We start from the raw sequence: 18,305 nt of genomic DNA on the forward strand, positions 1-18,305 counted from the left end.
AGCCCCCTCGCGAGCGAGGGGGAGGAGTCACAACCGCTCCAGTATCCGTGATCGGAGCGTCCGGGAGCATCTGCCCCGGCCAGGCCGACGGATCAGTCCGCCGGCCCGGAGGCAACCGCCTCCTCGCGCTGTCGAGGAGGCAGCGGGCGTGTCCTTCGCTCCCGGTGCTCTCCCCCGGCCCGGCGGCCGGGAGGTGCCCCCGCGCGCAGCCGCTGGCTGATCACCTGCGAGATGCCGTCGCCCTTCATGGTCACGCCGTAGAGGGCGTCCGCGGACTCCATGGTCAGCTTCTGGTGGGTGATCACGATCAGCTGGGAGCTCTCCCGCAGCTCCTCCATGATCCCGACCAGTCGGCGCAGGTTGGTCTCGTCGAGCGCCGCCTCCACCTCGTCCATCACGTAGAACGGGCTGGGCCTGGCCTTGAAGATCGCCACCAGCAGCGCCACCGCGGTCAGCGAGCGCTCGCCGCCGGACAGCAGCGACAGCCGCTTGACCTTCTTGCCCGGCGGGCGGGCCTCCACCTCGACGCCGGTGGTGAGCATGTGGTCGGGGTCGGTCAGCACCAGCCGCCCCTCGCCGCCGGGGAACAGCCGGGCGAAGACTCCCTCGAACTGGGCGGCGGTGTCGTGGTACGCCGAGGTGAACAGCTGCTCGACCCGCTCGTCCACCTCCCGGACGATGTCCAGCAGGTCGCGCCGGCTGCGCTTGAGGTCGTCCAGTTGCTCCCCGAGGAACTGGTGGCGCTCCTCCAGCGCCGTGAACTCCTCCAGCGCCAGCGGGTTGACCTTGCCCAGCTGCTGGTACGCCTTCTCCGCCGCCCTGAGCCGCTTCTCCTGCTCGGCCCGGTCGTACGGGCGCGGCTCGCCCGGCTCCTGTCCTTCGTCCGGGGTCGACGGCGGGACGGGCCGGTCCGGTCCGTAGGTGGCGAGCAGTTCGCCGCCGTCGATGCCGAACTCCTCCAGCGCCCGGGCCTCCAGTTGTTCGATCCGCAGCCGCTTCTCGGCCCGCAGCACCTCGTCCCGGTGGCCGGCGTCGACCAGCTTGTCCAGTTCCTCCTTGAGGCCGCGACCGTGCTCGCGGTGCGCCCGCAGTTCGGTCTCGCGCTCGGCGCGCGCCTGCTCGACCGCCGCCCGCCCGGCGTCCGCGCGGGCCAGCGACACCTCCAGGCAGGCCAGCAGCTGCCGGGCGCCCGCCGCGACGGCGTTCGCCACCCCGGCGTCGTGCTCGGCGCGCCGGCGGCGCTCGGCGGCCCGGGCGCGCGCCTCGCGCTCGGCGTGGGCGGCCCGGTCCAGCTGGTCCGCCCGGCCGGCGAGCGCGCGGACCCGCTCCTCGTGGGTGCGCACCGCGAGCCTGGCCTCCAGCTCGGCCTGCCGGGAGCCGGCGGCGGCCTCGGCCAACCGCTGCTGCTCGGCGGTGTCCGGCTCGTCCTCCCCGGCGTCGGCCGAGTCCTCGGCCGCGGCCAGGCGTTCGGCGAACTCCTCGACGGTGGCGAGCAGTTCCGCCAGTCCCTGGTCGGCCCGCGCGGCGGCGGCGGACAGTCGCCCGGCCTCGCCGGCGGCGGCCCTGGCCTGCCCACCGAGGCGGCCGAGCGCACCCGCCACCTGGGCCCGCTCCTTCTCCTGCTGCCGCCGCTGGTCGGCGAGTTGTTCCACGTCGGCTGCCGACTCCCTTCGCTGTTCGGCGAGTTCGGCCAGGCGTTCGGCCGACTCGGTGCAGCGGGCGGCGAGTTCGGCGATCGCCCGGGCGGTCTCGTCGACCGCCGCCTGGGTCTCCAGCAGGCTCGGCGCACCGTCGGAGCCGCCGTGCGCGAAGTCGGCGCCGAGCCGGTCCCCGGCGGCGGTGACAGCGGTCAGCCCGGGGTGGTCGGCGACCAACCGCAGCGCCTCGTCGAGGGTGTCGACGACCGCCACCCGGGCCAGCAGGCCCCGCGCGGCGCCGACCAACCCGGCTGGCCCGTCGACGAGTTCGGCCGCCCAACGGGCTCCGTTCGGCAACTCCCCGACGGCGGTGGACGGTTCGCCGGCGCCTTCGATCAGCAGCGCGGCCCGGCCGGCGTCCTCGGCGCGCAGCAGCCGCAGCGCTTCGGCGGCGGTGCCGGGCGAGTCGACGGCCACCGCGTCGGCGGCCGCGCCGAGCGCCGCCGCCACCGGCACCTCGTACCCGGGTGCGATCCGCAGCAGCGCGGCCGCGGGGCCGCGCAGTCCGCCCAGCCGCTCCCCCGCGTCGAGCAGGGCGCCGGTGCCGTCCTTGCGGCGCAGTCCGAGGGAGAGCGCCTCGTGCCGCGCGCTGAGCCCGGCCCGCTCGCGCTCGGCGGCCCCGGCCGCCTCCCGGGCGGCGGCGAGGTCCTGTTCGAGGGCGGCGAGCCGTTCCCGGGCCTGCCGGTGGGCGGCCTCGGCCTGCTCGTCGTCCTCGGCGGGGCCACCGACCTGCCGCTGGAGCTCCTCGTACTCACCCTGGGCGGCCTCGGCCCGCAGCAGTGCCTCGTCCCTGGCCTCGGCGAGCCGGCCGATCTCGGCTTCGGCGGAGGCCGCCTTGGAGCGGGCGGCCGCGGCCTGCCCCTGCAACCGGGCCAGGCCCTCCCGGCGGTCCGCGATGGCCCGGGCGGCGTCCCGCAGCCGGCGTTCCTCCGCGGCCAACCGGCGCTCCAGTTCGCTCCTTCGCTCGACGGCCTCGGCCAGCGCGTACTGCGCCTCCTCCAGCGCCTCGGCGAGCGCGGCCTCGTCCTCGCGGACCCGCGCGGCCTCCCGTTCCAGTTCCTCGGGATCGCGGCCGCGCCGCTCCTCGGCCTGCCCGCCGGCGGTGGCGTGCCGGGCCCGGGCCTCGGCCAGCCCGATGGTGCCGCGGGTGCGCTCGGCGAGCGCGGAGAGCCGGTACCAGGTCTGCCGGGCGGCCTCCAGGCCCGGGCCGAGTTGCTGGACCTGCGCCTCCAGTACGGCCTCGCGCTGGACGACACCGGCCAGTTCCTGCTCGACGGTGGTGCGACGCAGCCGCAGCGCCAGTTCGTCGGCGATCTCGGCCTCGACGGCTTGGCGGAGGGTCAGCAGGTCGTCGGCGAGCAGCCGCAGCCGGGCGTCGCGCAGGTCGGCCTGGATGCCGGCGGCGCGGCGGGCGATCCTGGCCTGCCGGCCGAGCGGTCCGAGCTGGCGGCGCAGTTCGGCCACCAGGTCCTGGACGCGGTTGAGGTTGACCTGCATCGCGTCCAGCTTCCGCAGCGCCTTCTCCTTGCGCTTGCGGTGCTTGAGGACGCCGGCCGCCTCCTCGATGAAGGCGCGGCGGCCCATCGGGTCGGCGTGCAGGACGGAGTCCAGCTGGCCCTGGCCGACGATGACATGCATCTCGCGGCCGATGCCGGAGTCGGAGAGGAGTTCCTGGATGTCCAGCAGACGGCAGGTCTCACCGTTGAGCGCGTACTCGCTGCCGCCGTTGCGGAACATGGTCCGGGTGATGGTCACCTCGGAGTAGTCGATCGGCAGGGCGCCGTCGGCGTTGTCGATGGTGAGGCTGACTTCGGCGCGGCCGAGCGGGGCGCGCCCGCTGGTCCCGGCGAAGATGACGTCCTCCATCTTGCCGCCGCGCAGCGACTTGGCGCCCTGCTCCCCCATCACCCAGGACAACGCGTCGACGACGTTCGACTTGCCGGAGCCGTTCGGGCCGACCACGCAGGTGATGCCGGGCTCGAAGCGCAGGGTGGTGCTGGAGGCGAAGGACTTGAACCCGCGCAGCGTCAGACTCTTCAGGTGCACGCGGCCGGTCTCCTCGTCGCTCGCCGGGGCCTCAGGCCCTAGGACGTGTCTGACAATTCGCGTCACGTGCCCGGCGGGAACGGTGAAACACGCCCTGACCGCGACTGTATCCCCGGTGGGCCATGCGTCCCGGGTCCGGACACGACGAAGGGACGCCACAACCGGGCGTCCCTTGCAAGCTGCGTCCCTTTCGGAGCGGCTCAGTGCACAGCGGCGTCGATCTGCGAGGACCGGGCGGGACTCAGGTGAGAGCCGGCTCCCGCTGATCCAGATCAATGCTGTTGAGCAGCGAGTGCCCGTCAGCGACAGCGGCGAGCGCGTCGTTCTCGGCCTGCATCCGAAGGAGCTCGGATTCAAGGTCCTGAACGCGCTGCTGAAGCCGTCGCATCTCGGAGAGCATTCGCGGGTCGGGGCCGCCGACGTACCCGAGAAGCGCCTTTGCCATGATGAATGGTCCTCCACGCTGAGTGACCGAACCGGAACGGTACAGGTCTAGGGGGAAGGGGGACGCACGCGCGGCGCGTCACCGGTAGTGCTGGCTGGGCACTTACGGCACAACCATCGTGAGCTGGGCTCACGAGGGCAGACGCCTGCCGGGAAAACGCGGTCGTGTGCGCGGGTTTCCAGCGTCTCACCAAAGACGGAAAGGGTCAACACGATCACCGCACGCTACCGCGACCCTGTCACCTGCCTGGCGGTGTCGTCACGCCTGGGGGTCTCGGGTTGGGGTCCACCACCTGCTCGTGGATCATCGTTCGATGCGGAGTCAACCACGAGTCTGCCCGAATGGCAACCGCATGACACCGACAGTTGCGGATCATTTCCGGCCCGCGCGGGTGTCGCCGGGCTCAGCGGATCTCGAAGCCCTCGTAGCCCGGGCCGACGGCCGTCCAGATCTCGGTGACGCCGCTGACCTCGCCCGGGGTGTCCGGGCCGCGCAGCAGCTCCAGCAACAGTTCGCAGTCGGCGGCCAGTCCCTCGGCGACCACCTGCACCCGGCCGTCGCCGAGGTTGCTCGCGTAGCCGGTCAGGCCGGTCTCCAGCGCTCGCGCCCTGGTCCACCAGCGGAACCCGACCTGCTGGACCTTCCCCCGGACCCAGGCGGTCACCCGGACCGGTTCCTCACTGTGGGCGTCGCGACCGTGCATGCCCCGACCCTAACGAACGCACCGGCCGGTCACAGCTCCACGGGGCCGTCGACCGTCCAGCCCGGGGTGTGGACCTGTGCGTGCAGTTCGCCGCGGCGGGCCTCCCGGCCGCAGCAGCGGCAGACCCAGGCCGGATCGAAGGGGTGCGGCTCGTGCCCCTCGGGCGCGTGCTCGAAGGTCACCGGCGACTCGGGCAGCAGCCAGCGGTCGCCCCAGGTGCGCAGCGCGTGGGCGAGCGGCGCGAGGTCCCGTCCGGCCTCGGTGAGGTGGTACTCGTAGCGCGGCGGCCGCTCGCTGTACGGGCGCCGCTCGACCACGCCCGCCTCCTCCAGGGCCCGCAGCCGTGCGGTCAGCCGGTCCCGGGGCGCGCCGGTGTTGCGGGCGATCCGGTCGAAGCGGTGGTTGCCGTAGAACAGCTCGCGGACGGCCAGCAACGCCCACTTCTCGCCGACCACCTGCAGCGCGGCCGCCATCGAGCACGGCCGGCCGGGGACGGCGCCCGGGGCGCGGACGGCCTCGGTGGTGGAGGCCTCGGTGGCGGGGGTCACGGCGCGGGGGGTCACGGCGCCAGCCTGCCACACCGGGTTGCCTTCTCAAACCGTTGCGGCCCCGCCGGAGGAGGTCCGGCGGGGCCGCAGGGGTGTGGCGGTGGGGCTCAGCGGGTCACCAGTCGCCGCCGCCGAAGTCGCCCCCGCCGCCGAAGTCCCCGCCACCGAAGCCGCCGCCGTCGCTGAAGCCGCCGCTGAAGTCGGAGGAGTTGAAGTCGGCGCCGGTGAAGTCGCCGCCCTCGTGCTGGTCCTGGTAGCCGTGGTCCATCATCGGCGCCGCGGCGTAGGCCGGGCCGCTGATCATCGAACCGAGCATGGTGCCGACCAGCAGGCCCGGCAGCAGGCCGCCGCCGAACCCGCCGAAGTAGCCGCCCGCCCAGGGGGCGTAGGCCGGGCCGGCGTTCCAGTACGGCTGCGGGCCGTGCTCGGTCTCGACGGTGCGGATGGCCGGGTCGAGGCCGGAGGCCAGCCGGTCCGCGTCGGACTGGCAGACCGGGACGGTCCGGGCGGCGCCGTCGACCGGGGCCCAGTCGACGTCCTTCACCGACGGGCCGTGGCGCGGGTCGAAGAAGCACGGGGGACGGCGCTCGGGCACCGGGCGCTTCTCCCGCCGGGCGGCCAGGGTGGCCAGCGCGAACCGGCCGTCCTCCAGCGCCTCGGTGACCGGCTTGACGTCGTCCGGCCGCTTGGCCTCGTCCATCAGCCGCTTGGCCTTCTCGTACGAGTCCAGGGCGTGGGTGTAGTCGGCGCGCTGGGTGTCGTCCGCGCCGGCCGCGCCCGGGGTGAAGTCGAGCCGGTCCAGTTCCTCGCCGAAGGCGGTGATGTCCTCGTCGACCACGCGGCGCAGCTGCTCCAGCTCGGTCCGGGCCTGTTCCTCCTTGCGCTTCTTGGCGCGGCGGAAGAGGAGGAAGACCCCGGCGCCGGCCAGCGCGAGCAGCACGACCGGGATGACCACCCAGGCGATGGAGGTGCTGTGGTTCACCCCGGTGCCCTTGGCCTGCGGGGTGGCGCTGTCGACGAACTCGTTCAGGGTGGCGTCGATGTCGCCGTTGTGGGAGCGGAAGGCGGCGCCGGCGATGCGCTCGGCGCTGCCCTGCGACATCGCGCCGCGGTCGGCCTTGGCCGCGAACTGGTCACCGCGCCAGATCGCGTAGGCACCGTCGATGCCGACCTTGGTGCGCAGGTCCTTGAAGACGGTCTGGGCTCCGTAGGCGGCGCTGGCCGGGACGACCGCGACGAAGATCGGCTTGTCGGCCTTCTTGATCTTCTCGGTCAGGGCGTCGGCCTGGCTCTGGCTGAATCGGCTGGTCATCGCCGGGTCGACGTAGACCCGGCCCTGCTTCAGGGTGGAGGCCGCGTCGTCCAGCCCGCCCGCGGCCGAGGCCGCCGGCGCCAGCAGGAGCAGCAGCCCTAGCAGCGCCGCCACCAGGGCAAGCGGCCCGGCGCCCCGGGAACGTCGTGCAAGGGTTCTCATGCCCCCGACGCTACCCCGACCGGCGTCAAGGCACGGCATACCCTTCGCATACTGGTAATGACAAGATTCCCCGCCGACCGCCGGGGCCGCACCCCTCCTCGGGGATGATGTTTCCCCCACTCGCCCCTGATGCGGGCGGTGCGCGGGAACTGCGGCCGGCGCCCGGACGTACGTCCCGGCGGGCCCAGGGTGTTCCGGGCGGTGCGCCGACCGTACCGCGCGGGCGGGCATAGTGGTCCCGGACCACTGGTCCCATTACCTGTTCTTGACCCATCTCCCGATCGGAGCACCCGGTGATCATCGGCCTCGTCACCGCCGTGGCGGCATCCGCCTGCTACGGCACCGGCTCAGTCCTGCAGGCCGTCGGATCCCGCCGTTCCGCCCGCGAGGAGGCCGCCAAGGGCGCCGCCGGTGCCACCACCGAGCACGGCGGGCCGAGCCTGTCCTCGACCGCGAAGGCCGCCGTCACCTGGGAGTTCATCCTCGGCACGGTGCTCGACCTGATCGGCTTCGGGCTGGGCGCGCTGGCCGCGCGGCTGCTGCCGCTGTTCCTCTCCCAGACCATCATCAGCGCCAACCTGGTGATCACCGCGGTGCTGAGCATCAAGCTGCTCGGCATCCGGCTCAAGCAGTTGGAGTGGGCCTCGATCGGCGTGCTCTGCTCGGCGCTGGTGCTGCTGGCCGTCTCGGCCGGCCCGGAGGGCGGCCACCACGCGTCGATGGCCTTCCACTGGGGCCTGCTGCTGGTCACCACCGTGCTGCTGGTCGGCGGCGGCCTGCTGGTGCGGCGGATGGGCTCCAAGGGCGCGATCGTCGCCGGTCTGCTCTCCGGCCTGGGCTTCGGCGCGCTGGGCGTCGGCGTGCGCATCCTGAACGGCGTCGACCCGTTCGACCTCGCCAAGCTGCTCTCCGACCCGGCGCTGTACGCGATCCTGGTCGGCGGCCTCGGCGGCATGTACGTGCACACCGTGGCGTTGCAGATCGGCTCGGTGAACGGCGCGACGGCCGCGCTGGTGGTCGGCGAGACGGTGCTGCCCGGCGCGATCGGCGTGCTCTGGCTCGGCGACTCCTCCAAGTCCGGCCTGGGCTGGCTCGGCGTGGTCGGCTTCCTGCTCGCGGTGGTGTCCGCGGTCGGGGTCGCCTACTACGGCCAGGACACCCACGGCTCCCCCGGCGAGGCGGCCGCCGACCAGCCGGAACTCGCCAAGCACTGAGCTCCCCGGCCCTCGCCGTCAGCCCCCGCTGCGGGCCCGCGGCACCCGCTGGCAGCGGGGGCAGAAGTAGCTGGAGCGGTTCATCCAGGCGGCCCGCCGGATCGGGGTGCCGCAGCGGCGGCAGGGCTCGTGCTCGCGGCCGTACGCGTCGAGGTCGCGGGAGAAGTAGCCGCTCTCGCCGTTCACGTTGACGTACAGGCTGTCGAAGCTGGTGCCGCCGACGGCGAGCGCCGCCGTCATCACCTCGCGGGCGTTGGCCAGCAGTTCGGCGGCCTGCGGGCGGGTGAGCGTCGCGGTCGGGCGGTCGTAGTGCAGCCGGGAGCGCCAGAGCGCCTCGTCGGCGTAGATGTTGCCGACCCCGCTGATCAGCGTCTGGTCGAGCAGCGCCCGCTTCACGGTGGTGCGCTTGGCCCGCAGCGCGGCCGTGAAGGCGGCGTCGTCGAAGCGCGGGTCGAGCGGGTCGCGGGCGATGTGCGCGATGGAGAGCGGCGTGCCCTCGGGGTCGCCGTCCTCGGCCTCCTCGACCGCGAGGCCGCCGAAGGTCCGCTGGTCGACGAAGCGCAGTTCGCGCCCGCCGTCGGTGAACCGCAGCCGTACCCGCAGGTGCGTCTCGTCGGGTACGGACGGGTCCTGGACGAGGAGTTGGCCGCTCATGCCGAGGTGGCCGATCAGCGAGAATCCCGCCCCCGTCCCCGCCAGCGGCACCCACAGGTACTTGCCGCGCCGCTGCGCGGTGCCGAGGGTGGTGCCGGTCAGCCGGGCGGTGAAGTCGGCGGCGCCGGCGGGCTGGCGGCGCACCGCGCGCGGGTGCAGCACCTGGACGTCGGCGACGGTCCGCCCGGCGACCCAGTTCGCCATACCACGGCGGACGACCTCGACCTCGGGAAGTTCGGGCACGGGAACAGGCCTCCTGCGGAAGGGATCAGCAGGAGGAAGGCTACTGCTCCCTCACGCCCCGGCGGGCAGCCGGTCGGCGTACTTCTCCTTGATCGCCCGCCAGGCGCTCTCGGCGGCCTTCTGCTCGGCCTCCTTCTTCGAGCGGCCGACGCCGCTGCCGAAGTCCTCGCCGGCCACCCGGGCCGCCGCGGTGAAGGTCTTCTCGTGGTCCGGACCGGACTCCATGACCACGTACTCGGGCACCCCGATGCCCACCGAGGCGGTGAGCTCCTGGAGGCTGGTCTTCCAGTCCAGGCCGGCGCCCAGCTGAGAGGACTCCTCGATCAGCGGGTCGAACAGCCGGTGGACGAACTCGGTGGCCGCGTCCAGACCCTGGTCCAGGTAGACGGCCCCGATCACGGCCTCGACGGTGTCGGCGAGGATCGACGACTTGTCGCGGCCGCCGGTGCCCTCCTCGCCCTTGCCGAGCCGGATGAACGTGCCGAGTTCCAGGCCCCGGCCGACGTCCGCGAGCGCGCGGGAGTTCACCACCGCGGCGCGCAGCTTGGCGAGCGTGCCCTCCGGGACGTCCGGGTGGACGCGGTAGAGGGTGTCGGTCACCACGAGGCCCAGCACCGAGTCCCCGAGGAACTCCAGGCGCTCGTTGGTGGGCAGGCCCCCGTTCTCGTACGCGTACGAGCGGTGGGTCAGGGCACGCACCAGAAGGGCGCGCTCGAGCGTGTACCCGAGGCGCCCTTCCAGGACGTCGTATTCGGTCGAAGCCGGCCCACCGGCCTTGCCACCGCCCAAAGAGGAACCCTTAGGGGCGGAGGACGCCTTGCGGGTGGAGTTACCGTCCGACATCGATCCGTGCACCCCGCCGATCAGACCGAGAGGACCTGGCGACGGTTGTACGTGCCGCAGCTCGGGCACGCGATGTGACCCAGCTTCGGCTCGTGGCAGCGGTCGCACGCCACGAGGGCCGGAACGACGGCCTTCCAGTTGGACCGGCGGTGGCGCGTGTTGCTGCGCGACATCTTCCGCTTCGGAACAGCCACGGCTACTTCTCCTGGTTCTCGGCGAGACCCTCACGGGTGTCGCTGTTCTTGATCCCGTCACCCTCGTCGCCGGGGGCGGCGGAGAGTCCCTGCAGAGCCGCCCACCGGGGGTCGGCGGCGTCGTGGTGGTGCGTCGGGTCGTCGCTCAGGCGCGCTCCGCACTCGGAGCACAGGCCCAGGCAGTCTTCCTGGCACACCGGCTGCAGCGGCAGTGCGAGCACCACCGCATCACGCAGCACCGGCTGGAGGTCGAAGAAGTCGCCCTCCAAGCGGTAAGTCTCTTCTTCCGAGTCCTCGTCGAGGTCCTCGGTCCCGGCGGTCCGGGCGCGGTGACGCTCGTCGGACTCCGGGTAGTAGTACAGCTCCTGGAAGTCGACGTCGAGGTCGTCCTCGACGGGCTCCAGGCACCGGACGCACTCGCCCTCGACCTGGGCCTCGGCGGTGCCGGTCACCAGCACGCCCTCGACCACGGACTCCAGGCGGAGCTCCAGCCGGAGCTCGCTCTTCTCCGGGACGCCGATCACGTCGATGATCCCCAGGCCCGCGGGGGCCTCCAGGGTACGGGACACCTTGCGCAGCGAGCCCGGGCGACGTCCCAGCTCGTGCGTGTCGAACACGAGGGGGTCGCGGTGGTCGAGGCGGTTCAAGGTGTCCTGACTTCCATGGGGAATCTTCGATCGCGGTGCCACCGCACCAACGGTGCGCGGGCAAGCCGACAGTCCGACACGAAAAGGCCGGAGTGGTCAGCCTACCGGAGTCTCCGGCCAGGCCCAACTTCGCTCCCGTCAGGAGCTCCCGCCGGGCCCGCGCCGACCTGGCTCAGCGGCCGCCCAGCTCCCGGAGCCGGGTCATGTCGATCATGCTGGTGTCGAAGAAGCTGGTCTCGTCCAGGCCCGGCTGCTGCTGCTGCGGCACGGCCGGCGGGGCGGCGGGCTGCTGCGGGTAGGTGTAGGCGTCGTACTGCTGCGCGCCGTAGCCCGGCTGCTGCTGTTGCGGATAGCCGTAGTCCCCGTGCTGCTGCTGGCCCGCGTAGTCCGGCTGCTGCTGCGGGTAGCCGTCCACGGCGCCCTGCTGCTGGTGCCCCCACTGGGCGCCGTACGGGTCGCCCTGGCCGGCCGGGTCGTAGCCGCCGGCGTACACCTCGGCGTACTGCCCGCCCTGCTGCTGCCCGCCCTGCTGCTGGGCGGCCGCGTACTGGTCGGCGCCGGGGGCCTGCCAGCCCGCCGCCGCCGGGGCCTGCTCCGGCCAGGTCTGCTGCTGCGGGACGTCCTCGCGGTACCAGGCGATGTCGTCGCCGTTGGCGTCGGCCTCGGTGGAGAAGCCGGCGGCCACCGCCTCGGCCCGCTCCTTGGCCTGCTGCGCCTCGTCGGCGGCGGCCAGGTAGGCGCCCAGCTCGTCGATCGACCGCTTGCCGAGCAGCTTGTCGCGACCCTTGCCGACGGCCTCCAGGGTGGCGCCGAGGACGTTCTCCAGCGTGGCGAGCTTCACATCGACGTACTCGTCGACCTCGGGGCTGGGGGTGATCCGCTGCGGCTGGAACTCCTCGCCGTCCGTCTCGCCGTCGAACTCGGTCTCGAAGACGCTGGAGTCGCCGCGCAGCTTGGTCCGACCGCGGCCGACGGCGCCGAGCGTCTTGGTCAGCACGACCTCGAAGTTGGCGAGCTTGCTGTCCACGTAGTCGTCGGCCTCGGCACGCTTGGCCTCGACCTCGCCACGGGCCTCGGCGAGGATCCGGTCGGCCTCGGCCTGGGCCCGGCGGACCACCTCGGTGTCCGAGATCAGCGAGCCGCGCTCGGCGTGTGCGCCCTGGATGATCCGGTCGGCCTCGGCCTGGGCCCCGGCCACCACCTGCTCGTGGTCGGCCATCATCGACTGGGCCTGGGCGAGTTCGGCGGGCAGCACCGCCTTGAGGTCCTTGAGCAGGCCGATCAGTTCGGCCCGGTTCACCACGCAGGAGGCCGACATCGGCATCGAGCGGGCGTTCTCGACCGCTGTGACGATCTCGTCGACCTTGTTCTGCACGTCCACGGGGCTTCGTCTTTCCGTGTGCCGCCGACGGTCCGGCGGAGGCAGGCCCGACGCGGTGAACCTCACCGCAGGGGCAGGAATACAGACTGTACGGCCACCGCGCGGCGAGGTCACAACGCCCGAGTCGAACCGGCCGACCGGGCGCCGGACAAGTCATGACGAACCGGCAGAAACGGACGGCGGCCGCGCGGCCGCCGGCGCCCCTGCTCCCCGGCTACTGCTCGGCCTTGCGCTCCGCGATCCGCTCGACCAGCCGCCGGTGCACCGTCTCCGGCAGCAGGTGGGAGACGTCCCCGCCGTACGAGGCGACCTCCTTGACCAGCGTCGAGGAGAGGAAGCTGTACGTCGGGGAGGTCGGCACGAACAGCGTCTCCACCCCGGTCAGGCCGTGGTTCATCTGGGCCATCTGCAGCTCGTAGTCGAAGTCGCTGACCGCGCGCAGGCCCTTGATGATCGCGGGGATCCCGCGCTCCCGGCAGAAGTCCACCAGCAGGCCGTGGTGCGACTCGACCACCACGTTCCCGAAGTCCGCGGTGACCTCCTCGATCAGCCCGATCCGCTCCTCGACGCTGAACATGCCCTGCTTGTTCCGGTTGATCAGGACCGCGACGTGCACGACGTCGTACAGCTTCGAGGCCCGCCCGATGATGTCGAGATGACCGTTGGTGATCGGGTCGAACGACCCGGGACAGACGGCGCGGCGCATGGCGTGTGTGCTCCCTCGTGGGGTGACGGCTGCTGCGGGCCTCGGCCCGCTACTCGTGCTGGCTGGCCTCGGCGGCGGCGCGACCGTACCAGAGCGTGCCCTCGCCGTAGCGGCGCGAGCGCAGCACCTCGAAGCCCTCGGGCCAGCCGAACTCGCCGCCACGGGTGCTGCGCTCCACGGTGACGAGTGCGTCCTCCGCGAGCCAGCCCCCAGCCAGGAGTGTGATCAGCATCTCGCGCAACTCGTCGTCCGTCACGGCGTACGGCGGGTCGAGGAAGACCAGGTCGTACGGGGTCTGCGGGGTCGGGCCCGCGATCACCTGCTCGGCCTTGGCGGCCTTCACCTCCACGCCCGGCAGGGCGATCGTGCGGACGTTCTCCCGGATCACCCGGGCCGCCTGGCCGTCCGCCTCGACCAGCAGGACGTGCTCGGCGCCGCGCGACAGCGCCTCCAGGCCGACCGCGCCCGATCCGCCGAACAGGTCGAGCATCCGGGCCCCGTGCAGGGTGCCGCGCAGCGCCTCCAGGGTGGAGAACATCGCCTCACGGGCCTTGTCGGAGGTCGGGCGGGTGCCCCGGCCTGGCGGTACGGCCAGCCGGCGGCCGCCGGCCAGCCCGGCGATCACGCGGGTCATGGTGGGGGGAGGTCCTTTCGTCGCTGCCCGACCACGCTATACGGGTCGGGGCCCCACCGACGGATCGGTGGGGCCCCGGGGGTCACGGCTCAGCTCGCCTCGGAGCCCGCCGGTCGGGCCGGGACGGCCGCGCCGAGCAGCGCCGGCGAGGCGTAGCGGGACCAGGACAGGCAGCCGTCGGGCGGGCAGAACTCGGGGCGGCGCGGGTCGTGCCCGAGCTCGCGCAGCTTGGTGCGGACGGAGTCGGGGGTGCGGCCGAAGCGGGCGGCGATCCGGGCGACGGTCTCGCCCTCGTGGAAGCGCCGGACCAGCTCCTCCTCGTGCTGCGGGACCCAGGGGGCGCCGTGGCCGGGGTACAGCTCGCGCAGCACGTCGCGGTCGGGGATGGGCTCGGAGACGTCGGCGACGATCGCCAGCGCCCGCAGCGCGCGGTTGAGCGCGATCCGCAGCGAGGCGACGTCCTCGACCGGCAGGCGGAGCTTGCCCGAGGCGAGCGGCTGGGCGGCCGCCCCCTCGCGCCAGCCGGTCAGGGTGAGGGTGACCTCGCGGTCGTCGTCGCTGGCGAGTTCGATCCGGAAGACCTTGTCGCCCAGCGGGAGCTCGTTGAGATGACGGAATGCCATGGCAGGACCCCCAAATGTCGTGCCAGGTACGCACCTTGGGGTGCGCCCTGAACACCTTCATTCTCTCGCGGGGGTCTGACAATTCCGGGGCCGGCGGCGGCCGCTCAGCCCTTCTCCATGTAGGCCGCGCGGTCCTCGTCGAGCAGGCTCTCCAGCGCGGTGCGCAGCTCCGGGTGGGCGGTCAGCTCGCGGTCCTCGGCGACCAGCCGGGTGGCCTCCGTCCGGGCGGTGAGGATGACCTCCTCGTCCTCCAGCACCGAGAGCACCTTGAGCGAGGACTTCACCCCGGACTGCGCCTGGCCCAGCACGTCGCCCTCGCGGCGCTGTTCGAGGTCGATCCGGGACAGCTCGAAGCCGTCCAGGGTGCCGGCCACCGCGTCCAGCCGGGCCCGGGCGGCGCTGCCCGCGGGCATGTCGCTGACCAGCAGGCACAGGCCCGCCGCGCTGCCGCGGCCGACCCGGCCGCGCAACTGGTGGAGCTGGGAGACGCCGAAGCGGTCGGCGTCCATGATGACCATCGCGGTGGAGTTGGGGACGTTGACGCCGACCTCGATGACGGTGGTGGCGACCAGCACGTCCACCTCGCCCGCGGTGAACCGGCGCATCACCTCGTCCTTGGCCTCCGGGGCCAGCCGACCGTGCAGGATCTCCACCCGCAGGCCCTGCAGCGGGCCCTCGACCAGCTTCTCGGCGGTCTCCACCACCGAGAGCGGGGGCCGCCGTTCGTCGCTCCCGGCACCGGCGTCGGCGACGTCCTCCAGGTCCTCCTCGGCCGCCCTCCGCTTCTTCTTCGGCTCGGCGGCGGGCTCCTCGTCCCCGATCCGGGGGCAGACCACGTACGCCTGGTGGCCCTTGGCGACCTCCTCGCGGACGCGCTCCCAGGCCCGGGTGAGGAAGTTGGGCTTCTCCAGTGCGGGGACGACGTGGGTGGAGATCGGCGAGCGGCCGGCCGGCAGCTGGTCGAGGACGGAGGTCTCCAAGTCCCCGAAGACGGTCATCGCGACGGTGCGCGGGATCGGGGTGGCGGTCATCACCAGCAGGTGCGGCGGCTGTTCGCCCTTGGCGCGCAGCGCGTCCCGCTGTTCGACGCCGAAGCGGTGCTGCTCGTCGACCACGACCAGGCCGAGGTCCTGGAACTGGACCTTGTCCTCGATCAGCGCGTGGGTGCCGATGGCGACGCCGGCGTCGCCGCAGGCCATGTCGAGCAGCGCCTGGCGGCGGGCCGGGACACCCATGGAGCCGGTCAGCAGCACCACCCGGGTACCGAGGTCGGAGCCGCCGAGCATGCCGCCCTCCGCCAGGTCGCCCATCATCTCGACGATCGAGCGGTGGTGCTGCTGGGCCAGCACCTCGGTGGGCGCGAGCAGCACGGCCTGGCCGCCCGCGTCGACCACGGCGAGCATGGCGCGCAGCGCGACCAGGGTCTTGCCGGAGCCGACCTCGCCCTGGAGCAGCCGGTGCATCGGGTGCTCGCCGGCCAGGTCGGCGGCGATCTCGGCGGACACCTTCCGCTGGCCCTCGGTGAGGGTGAACGGCAGCCGGGCGTCGAAGGCGTCCAGCAGGCCGCCCGCGCGGGCCCTGCGCGGGACGGCGGGCAGCGCGGACTCGGCGGCCCGACGCTGGGCCAGGGCGACCTGGAGCACGAAGGCCTCGTCCCAGCGCAGCCGGCTCTGGGCGCGCTCGCGGTCGGCCTGGCTGCTCGGGCGGTGGATCAGCTCCAGCGCCTCGGGCAGCGGGATCAGCTCGTGCCGCTCGCGCAGTTCGGCGGGCAGCGGTTCGCCGACATCGCCCAGGTGCTTGGTGAGGGCCGTCTCGATGCAGATCGACAGCTTCCAGCTGGGCATCTGCGCGCTGGCGCCGTAGACCGGGATGAGCCGGCCGGCGAACTGCCGGGCGGCGTCCGATCCGGCTTCCTCGTCGAGCAGCTGGTAGTCCGGCGAGACCAGCTGGCGGCTGCGGTTGAAGACGCCGACCTTGCCCGCGAACAGGCCCTGGGCGCCGGACTTGAGCTCCTTCTGCCGCCAGCCCTGGTTGAAGAAGACCAGCGAGAGCCGGCTGCGGCCGTCGGTGACGACGACCTCCAGCCGGTCGCCCTTGCGGCCGCGGAACGGGATCAGGGTGACCTTCTCGATCCGGGCCAGCACGGTGACGTGCTCGTCGATCTCCAGCTCGTCCAGACTGGTGAGCTGGCCGCGTTCGACGTAGCGGCGCGGATAGTGGTGCAGCAGGTCCCCGACCGTGCGCAGCTTGAGGCTGTCGGCGAGCACCTTCGCGGTGCGGTCGCCGACGAGTTTGGTCAGTGATTCATCGAGAGCGCCCATCAGGCCCCTGTTTACACCACGGGGCCGACATTCCGGGCCCCGCGGCGTGCCCTACTCCACCCCGATGAGCAGCGGCGCGGACTCCTGGCCGCCGTGGAAGACCACCGCGTCGACCTCGGGCCGCCGGTGCCGGGCGTGTGCCACCAGGTGGTCGGCGAGCGCCTCGTCGGCGCCCTCGCCGAGGACCAGGGTGACGAGTTCGCCGCCCGCGCCGAGCATCCGGTCCAGCACGCTGGCCCCGACCTCGGCCAGCCCGGTGCCGATCACCGCGACGTCGCCGTCGATCAGGCCGAGCACGTCCCCGGCCTGGCAGACCCCGGCCATCGTCCAGGACTCCCCCTCGGCGACGGCGAGTTCGGCGTACCGGGTGGCGCCGGCCGCGGAGGTCATGGCGACCACGTCCTCGTCGAAGCGGCGGCCGCCCTCGTGCACCGCCAGCGCCGCCAGGCCCTGCACCGGCGAGCGGGTGGGCAGCACGGCGATCCGCACGCCCTCCTCGCGCAGCTGGTCGGCGGCGGCCCCGGCGGCGGCGCGCAGTTCGGGGTCGTTGAGCAGCAGGACGACCTCGCGGGCGGCCGAGCGGCGGACGGCGGCGGCGAGTTCGGCGCTGGCCGGCGGGCGGTCCGGGTCGGCGTGCAGGGCGACGGCGCCGGCCTGCTCGCACAGCTCGGCCAGGCCCTCGCCGGACACCACGGAGAGCACCGCGCGGGCCCGCTCCGGGCGTTCGCCGCGCTCGGCGGCGCTGCCGGCCCGGGCGGCGGCCTCGGCGAAGTGCGTGATCCGGATCTGGTGCGGCCGCCCGGCCTCGACCCCGGCCTCGACGGCGGCGCCCGCGTCGTCCACGTGGACGTGCACGTTCCACAGGCCGTCGCCGCCGCCGACCACCAGGGAGTCGCCGAGCGTGCCGAGCCGCTCGCGCAGCGCGGGCAGGGCGTCGTCGGGCGCGTCGAGCAGGTAGATCACCTCGAACGCGGGGTGGCCGGGGCCGGGCGGCCTCAGGTGCACCGCGCAGCTCCCGACCGCCCGGACGTCCCCGCGCAGCGCGACCGGGCCCATCGGCTGCTGCCCGGCGACGGCGTCGGCGAGCGCGCCGAGCACGGCGACCAGGCCGCGCCCGCCGGCGTCCACCACCCCGTTCTCGGCCAGCACGGCGAGCTGTTGGGGGGTGTGCCGCAGCGCGTCCCGGGCGGCCCGGTAGGCGGTGTCGGCGACCTGTGCGAGCCCGTCCCCGGCCCGGACGGCCTCCCGGGCGGCGACCCGGGCGACGGTCAGCAGGGTGCCCTCGACGGGCTCCGCCACGGCCTGGTACGCGGAGTCGGCGGCCCGCTGCAGGGCGGCCCGCAACTGGTCGGCGCCGCCGCCCTCGGCGAGCGTCTCGGCGGTGCCGCGCAGCCACTGGGCGAGGATCACCCCGGAGTTGCCGCGGGCGCCGACCAGGGCGCCGCGGGCCATCGCCCGCGCGGTGTCGGCCAGGCCGGGGGCCTGGTCGGCGGCGGGGTCGGCGAAGCGGCTCTCCACCTCGGCGGCGGCGGATTCGACGGTCAGGTAGAGGTTGGTGCCGGTGTCGCCGTCCGGGACGGGATAGACGTTGAGCGCGTCGATCTCCTCGCGGGCCTGGCCGAGCGCGCGCAGGGCGAGCTGGCACCAGGTGCGCACGGCCGGGGCGTCGAGCGTGTGCAGCACCAGGTCTCCTCCGGGTGGGACGCCGCGATGGCCTGAGGGGCGGCAGCACGTTCGAAGCCGCGGCGAGGGGTGATACCGGCAGGTTATCGGGGGTCGGGGAGGGTCGCCCGGACCGGCGACCGGAGCGATCACCCGGCCGGACATGGTAGTTTCGTTGAACCGGAACAAGCGTTGTATGCTCTTCCGGTTGCCTGGAACAATCCGGGCTCGCCCTTCGGTCCGGTCCGGTTCACGCGAGTGCTCCACTGG

The 18,305-nt window shown here is 73.5% G+C and carries 16 protein-coding genes; 1 reads left to right on the forward strand and 15 read right to left on the reverse strand.

All coding sequences use genetic code 11. The annotated features are described in order from the left end of the window. Window positions 1-92 precede the first annotated feature (92 nt). The 5 genes from smc to ACIPLC_RS05490 form a co-directional block, all read right to left on the reverse strand. Complete coding sequence (smc, locus tag ACIPLC_RS05470; protein WP_400471333.1) at window positions 93-3,743, reverse strand: chromosome segregation protein SMC; 3,651 nt, start codon at window positions 3,741-3,743, stop codon at window positions 93-95. Window positions 3,744-3,984: 241 nt separating this feature from the next. Continuing rightward, a complete protein-coding gene (locus ACIPLC_RS05475; RefSeq protein WP_063347689.1) occupies window positions 3,985-4,188 on the reverse strand; it encodes a hypothetical protein in 204 nt (67 codons plus the stop codon). Window positions 4,189-4,591: 403 nt separating this feature from the next. Beyond that, window positions 4,592-4,891, reverse strand: coding sequence for an acylphosphatase (locus ACIPLC_RS05480; protein ID WP_400471335.1), 300 nt, complete (start codon window positions 4,889-4,891; stop codon window positions 4,592-4,594). Window positions 4,892-4,920: 29 nt separating this feature from the next. Continuing rightward, complete coding sequence (locus ACIPLC_RS05485; protein WP_400471337.1) at window positions 4,921-5,454, reverse strand: winged helix-turn-helix transcriptional regulator; 534 nt, start codon at window positions 5,452-5,454, stop codon at window positions 4,921-4,923. 100 nt (window positions 5,455-5,554) lie between these two features. Beyond that, window positions 5,555-6,913, reverse strand: coding sequence for a hypothetical protein (locus ACIPLC_RS05490; protein WP_400471339.1), 1,359 nt, complete (start codon window positions 6,911-6,913; stop codon window positions 5,555-5,557). Window positions 6,914-7,206: 293 nt separating this feature from the next. Here ACIPLC_RS05490 and ACIPLC_RS05495 point away from each other — a divergent pair, with 293 nt between their 5' ends. Continuing rightward, window positions 7,207-8,127, forward strand: a complete 921-nt coding sequence (locus ACIPLC_RS05495) for a hypothetical protein (protein WP_400471341.1) — start codon at window positions 7,207-7,209, stop codon at window positions 8,125-8,127. Window positions 8,128-8,145: 18 nt separating this feature from the next. Here ACIPLC_RS05495 and mutM read toward each other — a convergent pair whose 3' ends face one another. From mutM to ACIPLC_RS05545, 10 genes are all read right to left on the reverse strand, one after another. Next, on the reverse strand, window positions 8,146-9,024 hold the full coding sequence (gene mutM, locus ACIPLC_RS05500) for a bifunctional DNA-formamidopyrimidine glycosylase/DNA-(apurinic or apyrimidinic site) lyase (protein ID WP_400471343.1): 879 nt from the start codon (window positions 9,022-9,024) through the stop codon (window positions 8,146-8,148). Between the two features lie 51 nt (window positions 9,025-9,075). Then, window positions 9,076-9,867 (reverse strand): ribonuclease III, encoded by a 792-nt coding sequence (gene rnc / locus ACIPLC_RS05505; RefSeq protein WP_400471345.1) that lies wholly within the window; start codon window positions 9,865-9,867, stop codon window positions 9,076-9,078. A 20-nt stretch (window positions 9,868-9,887) separates the two neighbouring features. Then, window positions 9,888-10,061 carry a 50S ribosomal protein L32 gene (gene rpmF, locus ACIPLC_RS05510; RefSeq protein ID WP_030056747.1) on the reverse strand — a complete coding sequence of 58 codons (174 nt, stop codon included), beginning with the start codon at window positions 10,059-10,061 and terminating at the stop codon, window positions 9,888-9,890. Between the two features lie 2 nt (window positions 10,062-10,063). Beyond that, on the reverse strand, window positions 10,064-10,708 hold the full coding sequence (locus ACIPLC_RS05515) for a YceD family protein (RefSeq protein ID WP_400471347.1): 645 nt from the start codon (window positions 10,706-10,708) through the stop codon (window positions 10,064-10,066). Between the two features lie 172 nt (window positions 10,709-10,880). Beyond that, the gene (locus ACIPLC_RS05520; protein WP_400471349.1) at window positions 10,881-12,089 is read right to left on the reverse strand and encodes a cell division initiation protein; all 1,209 of its coding nucleotides are present in this window, start codon (window positions 12,087-12,089) and stop codon (window positions 10,881-10,883) included. A gap of 214 nt (window positions 12,090-12,303) precedes the next feature. After that, complete coding sequence (gene coaD / locus ACIPLC_RS05525) at window positions 12,304-12,795, reverse strand: pantetheine-phosphate adenylyltransferase (RefSeq protein ID WP_400471351.1); 492 nt, start codon at window positions 12,793-12,795, stop codon at window positions 12,304-12,306. 49 nt (window positions 12,796-12,844) lie between these two features. After that, a complete protein-coding gene (gene rsmD / locus ACIPLC_RS05530) occupies window positions 12,845-13,429 on the reverse strand; it encodes a 16S rRNA (guanine(966)-N(2))-methyltransferase RsmD (protein WP_400471353.1) in 585 nt (194 codons plus the stop codon). 89 nt (window positions 13,430-13,518) lie between these two features. Next, window positions 13,519-14,052, reverse strand: coding sequence for a hypothetical protein (locus ACIPLC_RS05535; protein WP_400471355.1), 534 nt, complete (start codon window positions 14,050-14,052; stop codon window positions 13,519-13,521). A 104-nt stretch (window positions 14,053-14,156) separates the two neighbouring features. After that, on the reverse strand, window positions 14,157-16,373 hold the full coding sequence (gene recG / locus ACIPLC_RS05540; protein WP_400471357.1) for an ATP-dependent DNA helicase RecG: 2,217 nt from the start codon (window positions 16,371-16,373) through the stop codon (window positions 14,157-14,159). Window positions 16,374-16,424: 51 nt separating this feature from the next. Further along, window positions 16,425-18,056: a DAK2 domain-containing protein gene (locus tag ACIPLC_RS05545; protein WP_400471358.1), complete on the reverse strand. Its 1,632-nt coding sequence runs from the start codon at window positions 18,054-18,056 to the stop codon at window positions 16,425-16,427. Window positions 18,057-18,305: the final 249 nt, after the last annotated feature.

It is taken from the genome of Kitasatospora sp. NPDC086801 (assembly GCF_044745805.1).
GTDB lineage: Bacteria > Actinomycetota > Actinomycetes > Streptomycetales > Streptomycetaceae > Kitasatospora.